At 60.4% G+C, this 15,649-nt stretch carries 12 protein-coding genes; all 12 read right to left on the minus strand.

What is annotated here, in order from left to right:
* Positions 1 to 19 precede the first annotated feature (19 nt).
* The 12 genes from KXR72_RS15330 to KXR72_RS15385 all read right to left on the minus strand — a co-directional run bounded on the left by KXR72_RS15330 (position 20) and on the right by KXR72_RS15385 (position 15,522).
* Positions 20 to 1,012 (minus strand): serine/threonine-protein kinase, encoded by a 993-nt coding sequence (locus KXR72_RS15330; protein ID WP_437421946.1) that lies wholly within the window; start codon positions 1,010 to 1,012, stop codon positions 20 to 22.
* Positions 1,009 to 1,746: a PP2C family protein-serine/threonine phosphatase gene (locus tag KXR72_RS15335; protein ID WP_437421947.1), complete on the minus strand. Its 738-nt coding sequence runs from the start codon at positions 1,744 to 1,746 to the stop codon at positions 1,009 to 1,011. The genes KXR72_RS15330 and KXR72_RS15335 overlap by 4 nt, the downstream gene beginning before the upstream one ends.
* Positions 1,746 to 5,285 (minus strand): type VI secretion system membrane subunit TssM, encoded by a 3,540-nt coding sequence (tssM, locus tag KXR72_RS15340; protein ID WP_437421948.1) that lies wholly within the window; start codon positions 5,283 to 5,285, stop codon positions 1,746 to 1,748. Before tssM ends, KXR72_RS15335 begins: the two co-directional genes overlap by 1 nt.
* A gap of 15 nt (positions 5,286 to 5,300) precedes the next feature.
* Entirely contained in the window at positions 5,301 to 6,173 is an 873-nt protein-coding gene (icmH, locus tag KXR72_RS15345) for a type IVB secretion system protein IcmH/DotU (RefSeq protein ID WP_437421949.1), read from the minus strand.
* A gap of 5 nt (positions 6,174 to 6,178) precedes the next feature.
* The gene (gene tssK, locus KXR72_RS15350) at positions 6,179 to 7,510 is read right to left on the minus strand and encodes a type VI secretion system baseplate subunit TssK (RefSeq protein ID WP_437421950.1); all 1,332 of its coding nucleotides are present in this window, start codon (positions 7,508 to 7,510) and stop codon (positions 6,179 to 6,181) included.
* Between the two features lie 3 nt (positions 7,511 to 7,513).
* Positions 7,514 to 7,993, minus strand: coding sequence for a type VI secretion system lipoprotein TssJ (gene tssJ / locus KXR72_RS15355; protein ID WP_437421951.1), 480 nt, complete (start codon positions 7,991 to 7,993; stop codon positions 7,514 to 7,516).
* 5 nt (positions 7,994 to 7,998) lie between these two features.
* On the minus strand, positions 7,999 to 9,192 hold the full coding sequence (gene tagH, locus KXR72_RS15360; protein WP_437421952.1) for a type VI secretion system-associated FHA domain protein TagH: 1,194 nt from the start codon (positions 9,190 to 9,192) through the stop codon (positions 7,999 to 8,001).
* A gap of 20 nt (positions 9,193 to 9,212) precedes the next feature.
* Positions 9,213 to 9,347 carry a type VI secretion protein gene (locus KXR72_RS15365; RefSeq protein WP_437421953.1) on the minus strand — a complete coding sequence of 45 codons (135 nt, stop codon included), beginning with the start codon at positions 9,345 to 9,347 and terminating at the stop codon, positions 9,213 to 9,215.
* A gap of 337 nt (positions 9,348 to 9,684) precedes the next feature.
* The gene (locus KXR72_RS15370) at positions 9,685 to 11,436 is read right to left on the minus strand and encodes a lipase family protein (protein ID WP_437421954.1); all 1,752 of its coding nucleotides are present in this window, start codon (positions 11,434 to 11,436) and stop codon (positions 9,685 to 9,687) included.
* A gap of 402 nt (positions 11,437 to 11,838) precedes the next feature.
* Entirely contained in the window at positions 11,839 to 12,600 is a 762-nt protein-coding gene (locus KXR72_RS15375) for a hypothetical protein (protein ID WP_437421955.1), read from the minus strand.
* Positions 12,601 to 12,604: 4 nt separating this feature from the next.
* Entirely contained in the window at positions 12,605 to 13,450 is an 846-nt protein-coding gene (locus tag KXR72_RS15380; protein WP_437421956.1) for a DUF4123 domain-containing protein, read from the minus strand.
* Positions 13,447 to 15,522: a type VI secretion system tip protein VgrG gene (locus KXR72_RS15385; RefSeq protein ID WP_437421957.1), complete on the minus strand. Its 2,076-nt coding sequence runs from the start codon at positions 15,520 to 15,522 to the stop codon at positions 13,447 to 13,449. The genes KXR72_RS15380 and KXR72_RS15385 overlap by 4 nt, the downstream gene beginning before the upstream one ends.
* Positions 15,523 to 15,649: the final 127 nt, after the last annotated feature.

A 15,649-nucleotide genomic window follows, 5' to 3' on the forward strand; every position in this document is an offset into this window, starting at 1 on the left:
GCGCTTCCTTGTTCTCATGTCATCCGTGGGTGCGCCCGAACCAGCGCTGTAGGCGGCTGGGTGCGGGGCGGCGAAAAATTTCCAGCAGATCGCCGACGCTGCATGTGCGCTTGTCACTATCGAACGCCAGGGCAGTGCGCAGGGCTGGCCAGCCGTGGGCGGGAAAGCTCGCCGGGCATTGCAGCTCGTTGTCCAGGCTCATGGCCTTGGCTTGCTTGGAGCTCAGTCGGCGGAACGGGTGCTTGCCGCTCGCAAGCTCGAACAGCAGGCAGGCAAGCGCGTAGATATCGCTGGCGGCGCTGGGCTCGGCGCCGTCCAGTAGCTCCGGCGCGGCGTAGCGTGTGGTCCATGCCTTGAAACGGTTGCGGGACAGGCGTGGCAACGTTTTGAGAGACCCCTCGATGGGCTGACCGAGCCCGTAGTCGAAGAGGCGTAGCCCGTCCTCAGCGAGTATCACGTTGCTTGGTTTGAGGTCGCCGTGGATCACGCCCCGGCTATGGGAGTAGTCGAGCGCCTCGAGCAACGGTACGGCGATTTCGTTGAGTGCTTCCGTGACCAGCCCCTCGGGACGCTCGCTAAGGAGCTGGTCGAGCGTCGGCCCTTTGAGCAATTCCAGCGTGATGAAGGCCCGTTGACTCAGGGTGTCCACATCGAACCCGAACAGGCGCACGACATGGCGATGGCTCAACCGGGCGGTCAGCGCGAACTCGCTGTATAGCAGCGCGTGGGCGTCCGGATATTGCGCAAAATCATCGCTCAACGTCTTGAGCGCGACGTACGGCTCCGGATCTCCAAACTGCTCGCGCAGCAAATCCCGCGCCCGATATACCGCTCCCATGCCACCGACGCCTAGCAGTCGTTCGATCAGATAGCGCCCAGCCAGCACCTCCGGTAGCACCCCCGACGCAACGGGGTTGGTCTGCGGGCTCGGCATAGCGGGAGCGCTGGCTGTGGCCGCAAAGGCGAAGTAGGTGAGGTCCGACGCCGGCTCGGCGCGCAGGGGCTCGCTCATAGCCGGATTACCACTGCGCTCAGGTTGTCTCGACACGGACCGTCCATGGCCTCTTCAAACAGCCTTTGCAGGGCGAGGCCTGTGGATGGCGCATTGAGCGCTGCTCCCAAGCTGTCCGGTGACAGGCTTTGGTAGAGCCCGTCGCTGCATAGCAATAGGGTGTCGCCTGGATAAACATCGAACTCGAGGATATCCAGTGTCAGTTGTTCGCTGGCGCCGATGGCGCGGGTTAGGGCGTTTGCGGCTGGGTGACGCGCGGCCTCTTGCGGACTCAGGCTCTGCTCGTCGATCAGCTGTTGTAGCAGCGAATGGTCGCGCGAGAGCTGATAAAGCCGTCCGCGGCGCCAGAGGTAGCAGCGGCTATCGCCAGCCCACACGCAGGCGGCACGGTCGGCCTCCATCAGCAGCGCGACCACGGTGCTGCCAATCACCGGATCGGGTCGATCTGCCGTGACCGTCAGTTCTTGCCCGAGTCTGCGGTTGAGGTCATGCAAACAGCGGCGCAGAGCGACCAAGCGCTCCGCCATGCTGCCTTCGGGCAACGCGGCGAGCTGCTCGACGATCAGGCGGCTGGCGAGCGCGCCGTTGTGGTGGCCGCCCATTCCATCCGCCACGACCCAAAGGCCTTGCTCGGGGAGGTCGAGAAAGGCGTCTTCATTGCGTGCGCGGACTTTGCCCGTATCGGTCCGCGCGGCGCTGCGCCAGCGGTACGCCAGGCTCGCAGTGGCTGACATTACAGGGTCGCCGGAAGTTTGAAGTCGCGCAGCACGGCGATATCGAACGGGTTCGGCGAACGCTGGCTGTGTAACAGATAGTTGGCGTTGCGGCCGCCCAGATTGGCCTTGAGCATCAGCACGTCGCGACCGCTGTGGTAATCGACCTGCATCAGGTCCAGCAGGCGGAATAGCGACCAGGGGCCGGTGTTCTTCTCGATACCGACACGGCGCCCGCCCAGTTCTTCGACCACCAGGCTGGTGCGGCCTTCCTCTGCGTCGGCTGGCCAGCTGAAGGCTGTCTGCACGATCGGGCCGTGGCGGTATTCCATCTGCTGATTGCCAAAGCGGAAGTCAGCGCGACCCAGGCTCGAATCCAGCGAGTAAGGCTCGAGCTTGAAGCGGATCTGCGGCTCGTTCGGATTCTCTGCGAAGAAACTGCGGCGGATGGTTTGCGCGTTGCTCATCTGCGACAGGAACTCGCGTGACAGGGGCAAGCCACGGCCGTCGACTCGACGAAGCTGATATTGGCCAGCGCTCCCGCTGACGAACGCCTTCAGGTAGCGATCAAAGAACCCGTCAGCCACGCCTTGCGCCTTGAAGAACTCCCGGAAGTCAGCAATAGCGACGTCGCTCTCGCTGTGTGCGCTGAATGGATAGCGCTGGCGTAGGGAACCTTTGTAGAACGCGTACAGTTCGCTCTGGTAGCGCTGGTTGAGGTAGTGGTAGGCGTCGTTCAGGACCAGCGTCCAGCTGTCTTCGGCGAGCAGGCCGAGCCAGTTGCCGATCGGTTGCGGTAACCGGGCTGCGCTGGCTCTCAACTGGTTGATGGCATCACGCTGACCCGCCATGCGCGCTTTGGCGAGTTCAAAGGCCGCCTGATCAGGCGCACTGGCGTGGGCCAGACTCGCCAGTTGCAATTGAAGCGCATCGAGGGCCTGTAGGGTGGGAACAAGCTCGGCGCTGGCGCCTGCATTGTCGTCGAGCAGGCGATGCAGCGGCTCGAAGCGGCGCTCGAGTGTTTTGCGCGCCGTGTCGGGTACGTTCTTGGCCAGTGCGGCCTGGGCCTGCTCGGCAGCGGCTGATGCGAGCTTGGCGGCTTTGCCCAGCTTGCCGTTGGCGTTTTTGAGAGCATCGGCTGCGTCCACCGCTTCGCCGGCGGTCTCGACTGCGCCGGCAAAGCGGGTGTTGTCACGGACCTCGACAAGCAGTTGCAACAGCGGCGAATTAGCCGCGGACAACCCACTAAGCAGCACCGAGCCCTGGCCGGCACCCGCGATAGGCTCCAGCGTCAGCTGGGCGACCGCTTCGCTCCAATAGTTGGCGTAATCCCGGAAATAGAGCTGCTCCATCTCGACCATCAAGCGGCCAAGATCTTTCAGACTCAAGCTGTCGCCTTCGCCGAGCACCCAGTTATCGCGCAGGATCTCGCGCACCAGCTCGCTGCCCTGGGCGACGTAGAATTTCTGATAGCCGTTCTGGGTATAGAAACCAGGAATGGTGTAGTCGCTGCCGCTGAATAGCGCACCTTGCGGTCCGAGATGCTGACTGAACCGGTAGTCAGGCAGGCTACGAGCCTGATCGCGCAACATGCGGTAGACGACATTGGCCAACGATTCGCTGCGCAACACCTGACGTGCCTCGGCGACGAGTTGGTCGTTGAGCGCGTAAGGCGCGAAGCCGTCACCGAGTAACCGCTCAAAATGGGTGTTTAGGCCGTTCTGCGCAACGGCATTGCCGGCGTAACGCAACGACCAATCGGCGGCTACCCAATCCTTGAGGAAACCGTCGTCGCGACGCTCTTCCAGGCTGAGCATCAGGTAGGCGCGCAGGCTACCAAGCAGGCGCTCTCGATCAGTCAAGTTGGCGCGTATCTGAGCTTCGAGCTGACGCGCAACGCGAGGCAGTAGCAGGGTTTCCAGCTCACGGCGGTAGGCCCGGTGGACGGTGGGATCAACTACCTCACCTTGGTAAAGCCCGCCGCGCTGCAAGTAGGACACGTCAGCCTTATCCGGAAACACCTGAGTAGCCGCATAGCTCATATCCAGCGCCTTGAGCGTACGCAGTGCGTCATCTTCAGCCGTGATGCCCTGATGCTCGCGGCCCAGCTGGTCAGCGAGGCCGCGTAACTGCTCAAGCCGTTCATGGTTGTTGGAGAAGCCATTGGCCCAAAGGGCGCCGAACAGTGCCAGGCAGGCGAAGCTCGCGGCATACAGGGCGCGCTGGCCCCAATCGATGCGGCGTACTTCCTTTTGATCGAGACCGGCGAGGTCGGCTTCGGGGAAGATCACGCGGCTGAGCAAGTGATTGATAAAGCGAGCACGTCCGCTGCGGAATGTTGGCAACGCGCTGCTCGACAGGCCGAGGTTGCGGCCAATGCCGCTGGTGAGCGGATCGAGTCCACCTTGGAGTTGCGGCGCACTGGTGAGGTAGAAACCGCGCAGTTGGCTGGCCCGCTGGTAGCGGTTGCCTGAGAATGCTAGCTCGACGAACAGGCATAAACGCTCGCCAATCTGGCCAAGCTGGTGCGGGAAATCAAGGATGCGACCCCTGCGCTGGGTGTCGCGCTCTTGGTGCATGCGCAGGATGACCTGGCTGTTGAGTCGGCGCAGCAGTTCCTCGAATTCGCTCCGAACGACGTTGACGTCGGTACCGTCCTGCTCCTTGCGGAAGCTCGCGCCGAGCACCTGATCGCTTTCCTCGCGCGAGAGCTGATCAAAGAACTCGTCGAAGCCAAGCACCTTATCCGCTTTGCTCAGCACCAGATAGACCGGCACGTCGGCGCCAAGGCGCTGGTGGATCTCGTGCAGGCGCTGACGGCTCTGGCGCGCCAGCGTTTCGAGCTCCAGTTCGCTCGAATGCAACAGTTGCTCGACCGGAATGTTGATCAGCACGCCATTGAGCGGGCGTGCACGGCGGCGGCGCAGCAGGCCGAGTAGCGTTTCCCACGCCTTGCCATCGACACCCGAGTCGGGCTGCGTCAGGTAGCGGCCGGCGGTATCGATCAGCACGGCATGGTCGGCGAAGTACCAGTCTGCATAGCGGGTGCCTGAGACATCCTTGGTCAGTCGCTGGTTTTCACCGCGGTTGAGCGGAAAGTCCAAGCCGGAAAAATCCAGCAATGAGGTTTTGCCGCTGCCTTGAGGACCGAGCAGCAAATACCAGGGCAGGTCGTTGCGCCATTTCTCGCTGCGGCCGCGGTACAGGCTCGAACTCTTGAGGGTACGAACGGCGTCGCGGTAGCGCTGGCTCAGGATGCCTTGCTCTTCGCTGACCAAGCCTTCACGGCGAAGCCGCTCCTGAACCTCTTCGTCGCTGGCTTCGGCCTGCTTGCGACGAGTGCTATGCCAGCTGGCGAACACGATGAACAGGCCCCAGACCAGGCAGAGGCCGGCAATGGTCAGCAGACGACTGCTGGATGACTCCCAAAACTTATAGTCGTTTATCGCCAGCAGTGGCCCAACGAGCCACACGAGCAGGGCCAACACCAGCAGGACGCACAGGCTCCATACCCAGGTCTTGCGGAAAAACGCGGCAAGCTTGCCGAAAAAAACCTTCATGGCAGTACGTCCTTGTTACGGCTTGGGCTCGACCCGAACGGTCGGATCGACAGGTTGATACGGTTGCAGTACGGCATCGCGTTGTTCACCCAGCACCCAGGCGAAGCCCGCATACAGCGTTACCAGGCAGATCAATGTGAACAGCGCGACCAGCCACCAGGGCACGATGCGCACTAGACGCCGACGCGTATCACGTAGTCCCTGCCAGTGCGGCGATACCTCACGCGGCACGTCGCCGCGCAGCTGGCGGATCTGCCGGTAAAGGCTGTCGCGTACCGCTTCGAGCTCGAGCATGCCGCGTGGCATCACTCGGTATTTGCCTTCGAAACCCAGCGACAAGCACAGATACATCAGTTCCAGCATCGGCAGGTGCTTGACCGGGTTGCGTGAGAGACGCTCGAGCAACTGAAAGAACTTCTCACCGCCGAAGGTTTCGTTGTGGAAGCTCGATAGCAGACTCATCTGCGACCATTCGCTCTCGTTACCCCAGGGTGTGGTGACCACCGCTTCGTCGATAGCGGTGCATAGCACGTAGCGAGCGGCCATCACCTGACTGCTCTCGGCTCCGTCGTGCAGGGCGCGGTGCTCGAACAGCTTGAGCTCACCAGACAGGCGCTGGTTGAGGGCGTGCAGGTCTTCGCCTTCATAGCTGTGCTTGAGCCGCACGACTTCCGAGAGCAACGACGATGCTGCTGCGACAAGCGGGTTGAGGCTGATATTGAACGTCTCGGCCGGACGCAGCCGCGCGGCATAGATCATCCGCTCTTCAAGCTGCTCGAATTTCGGCGGTGTGCTGAAGTCAGTCAGCGGGCTCTGTGCCGGGGCGTCGCCGTGGCGATTGAGGATGACCGTCTTGTCGTCCTGTGCGTAGTCCATTTCTCTGATCATGTCGGTCAGTTCCTGATCGCCCAGAGTTTCAGCTCAAGCCCGGTAAATTCACCGGACACATGGAAGGCGAAGCCGCCAGAGCGTTCCAGTTGCGCCAGCTCCTCGGAGCTGAGCTCCAACGCAAAGTAGGTCTTGCCGGAATGAAACGGGATCTGCCGTGGCGCGACGGGCAGTGGCTTGACCTTGATTCCCGGCAGATGAAGGTTGACCAGCTGGCGAATACGCTCAACCGGACCAACCTTGAGGTGGGCCGGCAGGCGGGTGCGCAGCTCTTCGGAGTCGCATTGGGCGCTGGCTGCGAGCACGAACGAGGCGCTGCCGAGCAGCTTGTGGTCGTGCAGTGGCGAGACCTGAATGCCGTATTGACGCTGTTGCAGAAGCAGCTCGATGGCGTGCTGCTCGAGCACCATCGACAGCACTTGGCGAATCGCATCCATCAGCTTGCGGAACGACAGTCCCTGGTCGTTGTGCAGGTAGCGGCCATCCAGGCGAGGTCGTTTGGTCTCGCTGGAGAACGTCGCCAGCTCGCCCAGCAACCCCAGCAGCTCACGGTAAATGTGTTCGGGATGGATCCGGTCGATGCCCATGTAATGGCGTAGCACGGGCTCGTAGCGGTTGATCAGCTGCAGCATCATGAAGTCACCGACTTCCGCTCCGCCGACTTTACCGGTGGCGCGAATACGCTCTGCCAGGATGTCGCCGCGATGGCCGAGCATGCTGATCACTTCTTTCAGGCACGACAGCAGGTAGCTGGACGCCTGAAAGTCGATAAAGGTAGGGATGTACTCAGGGTCGAGGCTGATCACACCGTCCGGCGTGGTGTCGAGGATGTCGCAAAGCTTGAGCTTCACGTAAGCCTGATCGCTCTGCTGCTCGCCCAGCAGCAACCGAAAGTCCGGACGGCCGGTGCTGACTTGGCTGCTGCTGTTATCGCCGGCGTTGGAGTCGGTGACTTCTTCGTCGAGCGCGGTGTAGCGCGCCAACACGTCCTTCTGCTCAGGGCGGCGACTCTCGATGTGGTTACCAGTGACAAGCGGTAAAGCCAGATAAACCGGCGTGTTGCCAGTGTTGGGCGGCACGTCCAGGGCCAGCGGCTCACGCTCAGCACCGATCTCGAAAAGGCTGCCATCTGGAAGCAGCCCACTCGCCTGGCTGAGCACGAGCTTGCCCATGTTAAGGAACTGACGGTCGATCTCCAGCTCAAAAAAACCCCAGGCGTAGTGACCCAACTTCTGGGTCCGCTGCTTGAGCTGCGCGTCGTAATAGCGGTCGCTTTGCTGGAAGTGCTGCGGACGCAGCAGCATGCCTTCCTGCCATATGACTTTGTTCATGCTCATCGATCAGTCTCCCTTCACGAGCGGATCGATGACCTTGATGCCGTGTTCATCGAGCTTTAGCTCGATTCGGTTCTGCGCTTTGTGTTGAAGAGGAATGACGAAGCGCCAGCTTGATTCGGGTAGATCGCGATAGGCGGCCAGCACGCCAACGTAGCGGCTACCGTCCTGAACAAACAGCTTGAGGTCGCGCTGCTCGCCCGGTCGCAGTTCCAGCTCTTCCTGAATGACAAGGTCCGGGGTCAGTGCTTCCTTGGGACGTTGGTAGAGCGAAAAAAAGTCAGCGTTCTCGAAGGCCACCGGATGCTTGAGTTCCAAGAGGCGAATCACGACAGGCGAAGGGCGGCCGTTAAGGTCGGGGTTGAGCTGGTCGCTGCCCTGCAGGGACAGGTCCAGCTTGGTCAAGTCAGAGTTGGGCGAGAGGGCAGAGCAGCCACTCAGAACGGCAAGCGCCGCGAGCGCCGCGGCGGGAAGAAAGCGAGACATGAATATCATCCTTGAAGGTCTGTATTGAGCGTGGCGATCAGCCGGGCCTGCTCCTCGTAGGCCTGGGCGAAGTCACGAGCGAACAACCGTTCGCTCCAATCGTCGTCGCGTTGCATCGCAGAATGCAGCCGCTTGAAAGCACGCCAGCGGCTACCGGAAGTGGACACAAGCGGCTTGTTATCACGCTCGAAGCGCAGGGCTAGCTGATCGGGTGAAAGCTGTTCAAGGATGCCTTTGACCGCGGCGCGACTGGCGGCCAGCATCGCAACCTGGTGCGCCTGAAGATCACGGTAGGCGCGCCCCATGGCCTGTTCGGCCGGCAGCTGTCCCGGCTTTCCACCGCGCAGCAGAAGAGTCAGCGCTTCCCCGCTGTCGATGCTGTGTTTAAGTGGGTTGTTGCCGGCACTCTGCACGGTGGTCAACGACAGGCGCATCTCGTTTTTCAACTCGCCGCGGGTACGCAGCGCCTGCTGCAAACCGCCGACGCTCTGCTTGAGCAGGCTCGCCGCTCTGAGCGCCAGCGCCTGGCGAGCTTCTTCGTCGAGGTCGTCCAGGCTGACGCCGAGCGCCTCGCCGAAGCGTGCCCAGAAGTCCGGCGGCAGCCGCTCGGGTCCAGGGGCGGCTTTGGGTTGCACAACCGCTTTGGGCATTACCAGTTCGGGAACCTGAAGGCTCTCCTCATCGATCTGCGCGTAGTCGCGCTGCTGGGCCTGGGCGCGTGGCGGAGCCAGTACGGCGGTCAGGTCGTCGACCTCGGCATAGACGCGCTCCTGCTGCTCCATGGCGGTCAGCGGGTCGAGGTCGAGGAAGGCGTCGTCGGGAATGATGCTGCCGGCCGGCTGTGGGCGCCCAATGTCGCCTTCGAAAGAAGCGGGATTCTGGATCAGTCGAGCACGTATCTCGAAGTCACCCAGGCAGTAGACGCTGCCATGCTCGATCCGCTGCGCCCGGCCTTTGTCCAGGCTGGCGCCGGTGTCCTTGAGCTGAATGCCGTTGCTGCTGGTGTCGGTGAGAAAAAACGCGCCGTCCCGGTAGCTCACCTCAGCGTGACGGCTAGACAACACACGTTTGCGGTCTGGGATGACCCAGTCGCAATCCTCCGCACGGCCGATGATGCCGCCGGCCTGCTTGAACGTCTTGCTGCTGATCAGGCCTGGCGCGAATTGCTGAGCACTGACCATATCGAAAACCAGTTCCATGGCCTCTTTCTCCTGGTGGATCAGTTACTGCGGGTAGGCGCCTGCGGATCACCCAAGGGGCGATACTCGTCGTCGTTGAATGTGTAGTTACCGGAGCAACCGGCAAGCGCGAGGGATGCGGCGAATAAAACGAGGGCGCAATAGCGGGCTAGCACGCGATTTCCTCCTTGAAAGCGTGTGGGCAGACAGCCGCGCGGCGCCGAAGCGCGGCGCGAGACTCAGGCTGAGCATTGAAGTTCACCCGGCTGTCACGGTGGGTGAACGAGGTCACGAAACCGGGCGGGGCTGGCTTGGAAACGAGAGGTGGGGCTATAAATACCGGCGCGAGCCAGGTGCAACGCTATTGCTTTACAGGCTAGTAAGACGGACATCAGGCTGACCGCAGGAATTAGAGCTAGCTTTCGCGATCAGCTAGTGTGCACCGCTAAAGCAGCGGAACGCTTCCCGAATGTCTGTTTCCAAAGCGACGAATCGCCCGTATATATCTAATGTCTAAGCGAGCGCAGGCTTTGATGTGCTCTGGATTTGAGCTAGCTCTGCTGCCTTGCGATTTGAAGCCAAGGCAAGCCACTGCTCAATCAGACTTGAGATATCGTCCCGCCGCCAGAGATCGCCAAAAACATCTTGAGCGATCAGCTTACGATCTGCTTCGTTCAACAGCCGTTGTCGGGCACGGTTCAGCGCATCGCGTTGCTGGGCACTTAGCTGGCGAACTGCAGTAATTCCATCGCTGTAGAGTTGCATCAGCTCCGCGTCTGTTTTGTTGTAGAAGCGGCTATCGTGGCGCAATCTGATCTCGTGTCGGAATTCGACAAAATTGCGTGGCCGCCAGCTTGCCAGCTCCTTTTCGGCGTTTCGTATAAGCCTATCGATGTCCGTAATTTCCGTACGCGTGAACAGTGCACCACCGCGCTCCGTAACGCTGCTATACCAGCGCAACATGGTGGTAAGCATGGCCCGACTATAGCCGCTGTCGCTTGAGTGCTCGGAAAACGAGGCTAGCTGACTAATGAGCGCGGCGCGCTCAGGCATATCGTCTTTCAGGTTCAGAGCACCGGCGTAACGGGCGCAGGCTTGCTCGTCGATAAGCGCGCAGTTGGGCTGCCACATAACGGCACTTGCACTGCCACTGCCCGGTTTTCGTGTCGCGAAATGGCGTTGTTCGCCATGATGTTGATAAGGGTCGCCTTGCAGGTTGAGCAAGCCCCCTAGAAGTAAAGAAATGCCCATCGCTGGGGAGCTAAATAGCGCGACGACTCCAGCCGCGGCGAGCTTCCATTCTGCGTCCATCCATATGAACGGAACCCCGGGAATTGGATCGTTGTGGTTTACCAGACGATGATGTGTAAGTTCGTTGGCGCTTTGGACAAACGCTTGATCGGCAGCGCGTGGGGCGCCGTACGTATAGAGCTGCGTATCTCTAGACCAGTTCGAGTTTATCCATGCAGACAGAAGCAGCGCGACCGCACCGCCTAGACTATGTCCACAGACGATAATGGTCTGCCCCATGTAAAAGGCTTCCATATAGCGCTCGACGAATTTCTTGGCTGCGCTGAACGCGTTATAGAAGCCTCGATGCGCTTGTCCAGTACCTTCTTTGAACGGCACCTGTCGTGCGTCGGCGTCAAGCAGGAAATCCTTTATCCCAAGGGTGCCACGCACGGAAATCAGCATCACCTTATCGTTATGGGTGATGAAAGCCTGAGTGTCGGATTGCTCGTGATGCAGAAAGTGCACATCTTCCGGATTGCGCCACCCCTTCGAGGCTTCTTTTTGATAACGCTCCGGATCGTACGGCATAATTTCCAAACGCTTGGAATAAGGTACTTCCTCATACAGAAGGTGATAGCTCGCTTCACCAAAGAGCTGGGACTTTTCTAGGCGAGCCAGCTGTTCGCGCAAGACGTGCCCTATCGAGCCCGGATTGGGGTAAGGAGGTGGGTTTGAAGCGTAAGGTCTTCCTGGTTCCCGACGCGTACTGAACGGGGCGTAAGCGAAGGCACCCATCACCGCCAGATGATAGGCGTTCAAGGCACAAAACTTTTTGTCCCTCGAGAGCAGCGGGCTGTATGCGCGAAGCGCTTTGACTTCCAGCAAGTGGTAGGTATCCGGTGCCAGAGCGATCCCCGGGTGACATTGTGCAATGCCCGCGTTGCACTTGAGCTGGGCCGTTGGACGAGGTTCCCAAGCGAGATCGCGCTCCGGCAGGTGGCCCGTGGCTTCGGCGAAATCGCTGACTTCCACCCTGAGGAATCTAGCGCATTCCCTTTTAGCCCGAGCTTCCGCTAAGAAAGTTTTCCCATCGGAGCGACGGGGGCCGGAAGGCGACTGTTCTGCCGCTATTTGCAGTGCCGTTAAAGGGAGCCTGAAGTCTTCGCGGCTTGATATTGCCGTGTACCATGCATCGTTTCCTGAGTAGCCCTCCGATAGCTGGAGTACCGCCACCCCAGGATAGAGCTGTGATACTTCAGCGTACCCATCCTCATCTAGGTGGCCTGCGTATGTTTGCCCTTGGCTATCGTGCAGCTGATAAGCAAGCCCAGCATATGGTTTTCCAATTCCGTGCTCGTTTACCAGCCGAAAACTAATTCCTTTTTGGCGGTTAGGGCACTCTAGACTGACGGTGCTTGGCGAAAAGTCCATCCGTTATTGCTCCGTGCAATTTGGGAAAACGGAGCACACGCGGCCGTTCATCTTAAATGTGCGAAATTGAGGTGGTTCTGTGCAGCGTTCTTCGTAATCAGTGCCCCACCGCCCTGTGCAAGGTTTCCAACCATGTTGTGTTTTTAACCAATACCCTCGTAGGTATGGTTTGTATGTGGTACTGATACTGATATCAAGCTCTACGGTTTTATTTGTTAGTTCGCTAATTGCAAGATGGGCTCCAGCCCCGTTACAGCTCAGCAGCCTACTGACCTCACCTTTACGGGAATATGCTTTGCTAAGCTGAAACAGCCATATACATTCAGCCGTCTTGCTCAATCTTCCGTTGCCATCGAATCGCGGCGCACCTTCCGGCAGCGTGTCGACCAGCTCCAGCCCTCCATTGTCGTAGGTGCGTTGCCAATCCTTGTCGCCGTAGCGGCCGTTAATAAACAGGCCTACGCGCGCCAGGCGCATCTCGCAAAGACCGTCGCGGTAGTTGACCGGTATTCTGAATCGATACGCGTGAGGGCTGTCTTCGAAGTCACTCTTAAACGAACGCGTGCGGGCGCGGCCGTTGCATCCGTTGGCGACACCATAGTGCGCCTGAGCCTCTAACGCGAAATCGGCCGGTAGTTCGCCCTCCAAAGTAAAAGTATCGGCGCCGACCGAGCCGAGCGTGCTGCAACCGCTGAGCAGGAGGCCGAACAGTGCAGGCCATGCGTGAGCAAGCATGAAGCAGCTTCGGGAAAGAGAAGAAGTCATTTGATCAATCTCGTGCAGACTGGCTTGAAGTCAGCACTGAGCTGACTCGCGAAAAATGCGCTTCTGGCGTTTCCCGGTCGGCTGGCAGCCAGGCAGGATGCTCGGCCAGTTCGGGGTCGAGCCCGTAGCGGAGCAGAAAGTGCAGTTGCGGCTCGCTGTGCCATTGCCATTTCTTCGCTTTGTCGAGTTGATGGTCCAGCCAGTCGCTCACCACCCGGGTTTCGGCGAGCCGAGTGGTCGCCTGCGTATGGTTCTGCCATAGCCACAGCTCGAGGTTGTGGTGCGCCACAGCACGTTGTACCTGCTCGGACTCTGGGATGGACAGCCAAGGTTTTTCGAAGGGCTCGCGGTACTCCCCTGGCTGCTCGTTATCGAACCATTGCCAGTCCTGACCATCCCAGCAGAGCGCGCTGGCCAGTGGACCAAGCAGCAGAGGACGTTGGGACGCGTCCAGTTCGCCGAGGTGACGCGCGACGATGCGGTTGTCCTGGAACCGATAGAGCGACCGTTGCCCCTGTTCGTCGGCGAAGATGCGGGCTTGCCAGTGTTGCGTGAGCGCCGCGAGGTCTGCGTATTCGACGCTGGCGAGCCAGCCCCAATTCTGTTCCGGTGCGTCGGTGAGCGGTGCTAGCTGCGTGAGGTTCAGCTCGTTCAGCACTATCAGCCAAGGGCCCACGCTGGCCATCTCGGCGACCTCGGTGCCCTGGTAGAGATTGGCGTAGCTGTGCACCAGGTCCGCTGAGAACAGACGAGGCAGCGGAGCGGGCTCTGCGAGGCTATCGATAACGAGCAGCAGCTGCCTCTGTTCGGCCTGTTGCGCGCTGAGCCAGTCTTCAACCGTTTTGTTCATTGTCCCGCTCCAATCTCACACATCCCTTCCCTGCATGCTTCGCAAATCGGGCAGCGGCTGGCGCCGATTTGACGAGCTTTTCGTGCCAATTGCAGCTGGGTGTTGGCCAGCGCGAGCCTGGGTTTCGCTCCAGCCCTGTCCTTGTCGGCGGCCCGCGGAATTCGGGGAATGAGGATGCTTATGCCGGAGCCTTTGCCGGGCGTGCCACCGGAATTCATCTTGATTGTCGCGCCACTCAACGTAACGCCGCTGGGATCGAGTTTAAGGAAGCTGCCGCCGCCTGACGCGGTGAGCTCCATGCCCGCGTCGATGACGACTTTGCTGCCGGCGAAGTAGTGGATTTCGTCTCCCGCCTCGACGAACTGCCCCGTGCCGATCTTCACGTGCTGGCTGTTGCCTACGGTGAGGTGGTCGTTGGCGCGGGTTTCGGTCTTGCGGTCGGCGTGGGTGGTGCGGTGTTCTTCGGCTTTGAACTCCGTGTAGCTGTTGGCCACGACGGTGTCGTGGCGCTCGTGGCCGACGCGGATCTTCTGGTCGTGCTCGATGTTCTCGTCCCAGTCGCGCTGGGCATGGAGGTAAATCTGCTCCTGACCTTTGCGGTCTTCGATGCGCAGTTCGTTGTAGCCGTCTCCGCCGGGGCTCGATAGCGTCTTGAAGACGCTGCGGGTCTTGTTCGCCGGCAGGTCGTAGGGGACGACATGTCCCTTGTGGTACAGGCAGCCTGTAACCAGAGGCTGGTCGGGATCGCCTTCTAGGAATGTCACCAGCACTTCCATGCCGACCCGCGGAATGGCGATGCCGCCATAGCGGTCGCCAGCCCAGCTTGAGCTGACGCGCAGCCAGCAACTGGTTTTGTCGTCGGCCTGGCCTTCGCGATCCCAATGGAACTGGACTTTTACGCGACCGTATTCGTCGCAGTGAATTTCTTCGCCTGCTGGGCCGGTGACCACGGCGGTCTGGCTGCCAAGCACCTTGGGCTTGGGATGCTTCAGGGCCGGGCGAAAGGGGATGTCCCAGGGCGTGGCGATAAAATGGTTGCGGTAACCCTGGGTGAAACCGTCACGGGCGAGGCTATCGCTCGTCACCGATTCCTCCAGTACCTGCGGTTGTTTACCTTCGTGGTGAATTTCATTGAGCAGCCAGAGCTGGTTCCAGTCGCTGCGCGGGTGCTCGTTCATGGCCAGGAAGTGGCCGGTGATCATCTGTGGTTGGTCACTCTCACCCTCAGCCAACTCGTAGTCGCTCCGGTGGCGTTCCAGAGCGCGTTGCGACAGGTGCTTGCCGTGGGGGCGCTCGGTGAAGCGGCCGGGGTAGTCGTAGTCTTCCAGGTCCGGTTGGAATTCGCTCTGGAAGGCCCCTTCCATAATCAGGCGCGGTTTCTCGAAATCGTAGTCGCGCCGGGTGACGCGGCTGGTGCGGGTCTCGATACGCAGGGCGAAACGTTTGATCACCGGTTGATCGGCAACCAACCCGGAGTCCTGTTGATAGGCAACCGGCGCGAGTTTGGGAAAGCCCGTCTGGTCGTCGCCAAAGACCAGTACATGGCCGGCGGTGCTGTGCTGGAAGTGGTAGTGAATACCTTCTTCTTCGCACAGGCGCTGGATGAAGTGCAGGTCGGTCTCGTCGTACTGCACGCAGTAGTCGCGCTCGGGGTAGACCGAGCCGAGGGCGAAGCGAAAAGCGTTGGCCTGGATACCATGCTCTTCAAGCACTTGGCTGATGATCTTCTCAACCGTCAGGTGCTGGAAGATTCGCTGGTTGGTGCGGTGACCCAGGTAAGCCAGGTGCGGGCGCAGGGTGACGTGGTAGCGCGTCAGGCGCTTACCGGAATCGCCCTGAGCGACGCGGTAGATCACGCCATGGATGCCGGTGCCGGCCGGTGAGAGGGCGAGGAAGGCCGGCTGATGCAGCATGCTTTCCAGCTCCAGATCGGGGCGTTCGCTGACCAGCTCGAGCTCGAAGGCGAAGGGCTGCGAAAGCGCTTCCCGGCCCTTGAATTCCAGAACCTGTAGATCGTGCACGATGCCTTCGATTGCGAGGCTGAAATGGGTGTCGTTGGCCGGGTTGAACATGTGAAATCCTTGTTCGGAGCGCTTCCATGAAGCCGTTCAGGTCGAGGGGCGAGGCTACCGGTTATCAGTCGTAGCGTTTGCGATGTCTGTCAGGTCAATCGGTAGCAGCACCGTATCGACGCCGATT

It is taken from the genome of Stutzerimonas chloritidismutans (assembly GCF_051486945.1).
Taxonomy (GTDB): Bacteria; Pseudomonadota; Gammaproteobacteria; order Pseudomonadales; family Pseudomonadaceae; genus Stutzerimonas; species Stutzerimonas chloritidismutans_B.

Coding starts and splice junctions, on each gene's coding strand:
- KXR72_RS15330 (WP_437421946.1), bottom strand. CDS start 1,012: ATGAGCGAGCCCCTGCGCGCCGAGCCGGCGTCGGACCTCACCTACTTC.
- KXR72_RS15335 (WP_437421947.1), bottom strand. CDS start 1,746: ATGTCAGCCACTGCGAGCCTGGCGTACCGCTGGCGCAGCGCCGCGCGG.
- tssM (WP_437421948.1), bottom strand. CDS start 5,285: ATGAAGGTTTTTTTCGGCAAGCTTGCCGCGTTTTTCCGCAAGACCTGG.
- icmH (WP_437421949.1), bottom strand. CDS start 6,173: ATGATCAGAGAAATGGACTACGCACAGGACGACAAGACGGTCATCCTC.
- tssK (WP_437421950.1), bottom strand. CDS start 7,510: ATGAGCATGAACAAAGTCATATGGCAGGAAGGCATGCTGCTGCGTCCG.
- tssJ (WP_437421951.1), bottom strand. CDS start 7,993: ATGTCTCGCTTTCTTCCCGCCGCGGCGCTCGCGGCGCTTGCCGTTCTG.
- tagH (WP_437421952.1), bottom strand. CDS start 9,192: ATGGAACTGGTTTTCGATATGGTCAGTGCTCAGCAATTCGCGCCAGGC.
- KXR72_RS15375 (WP_437421955.1), bottom strand. CDS start 12,600: ATGACTTCTTCTCTTTCCCGAAGCTGCTTCATGCTTGCTCACGCATGG.
- KXR72_RS15380 (WP_437421956.1), bottom strand. CDS start 13,450: ATGAACAAAACGGTTGAAGACTGGCTCAGCGCGCAACAGGCCGAACAG.
- KXR72_RS15385 (WP_437421957.1), bottom strand. CDS start 15,522: ATGTTCAACCCGGCCAACGACACCCATTTCAGCCTCGCAATCGAAGGC.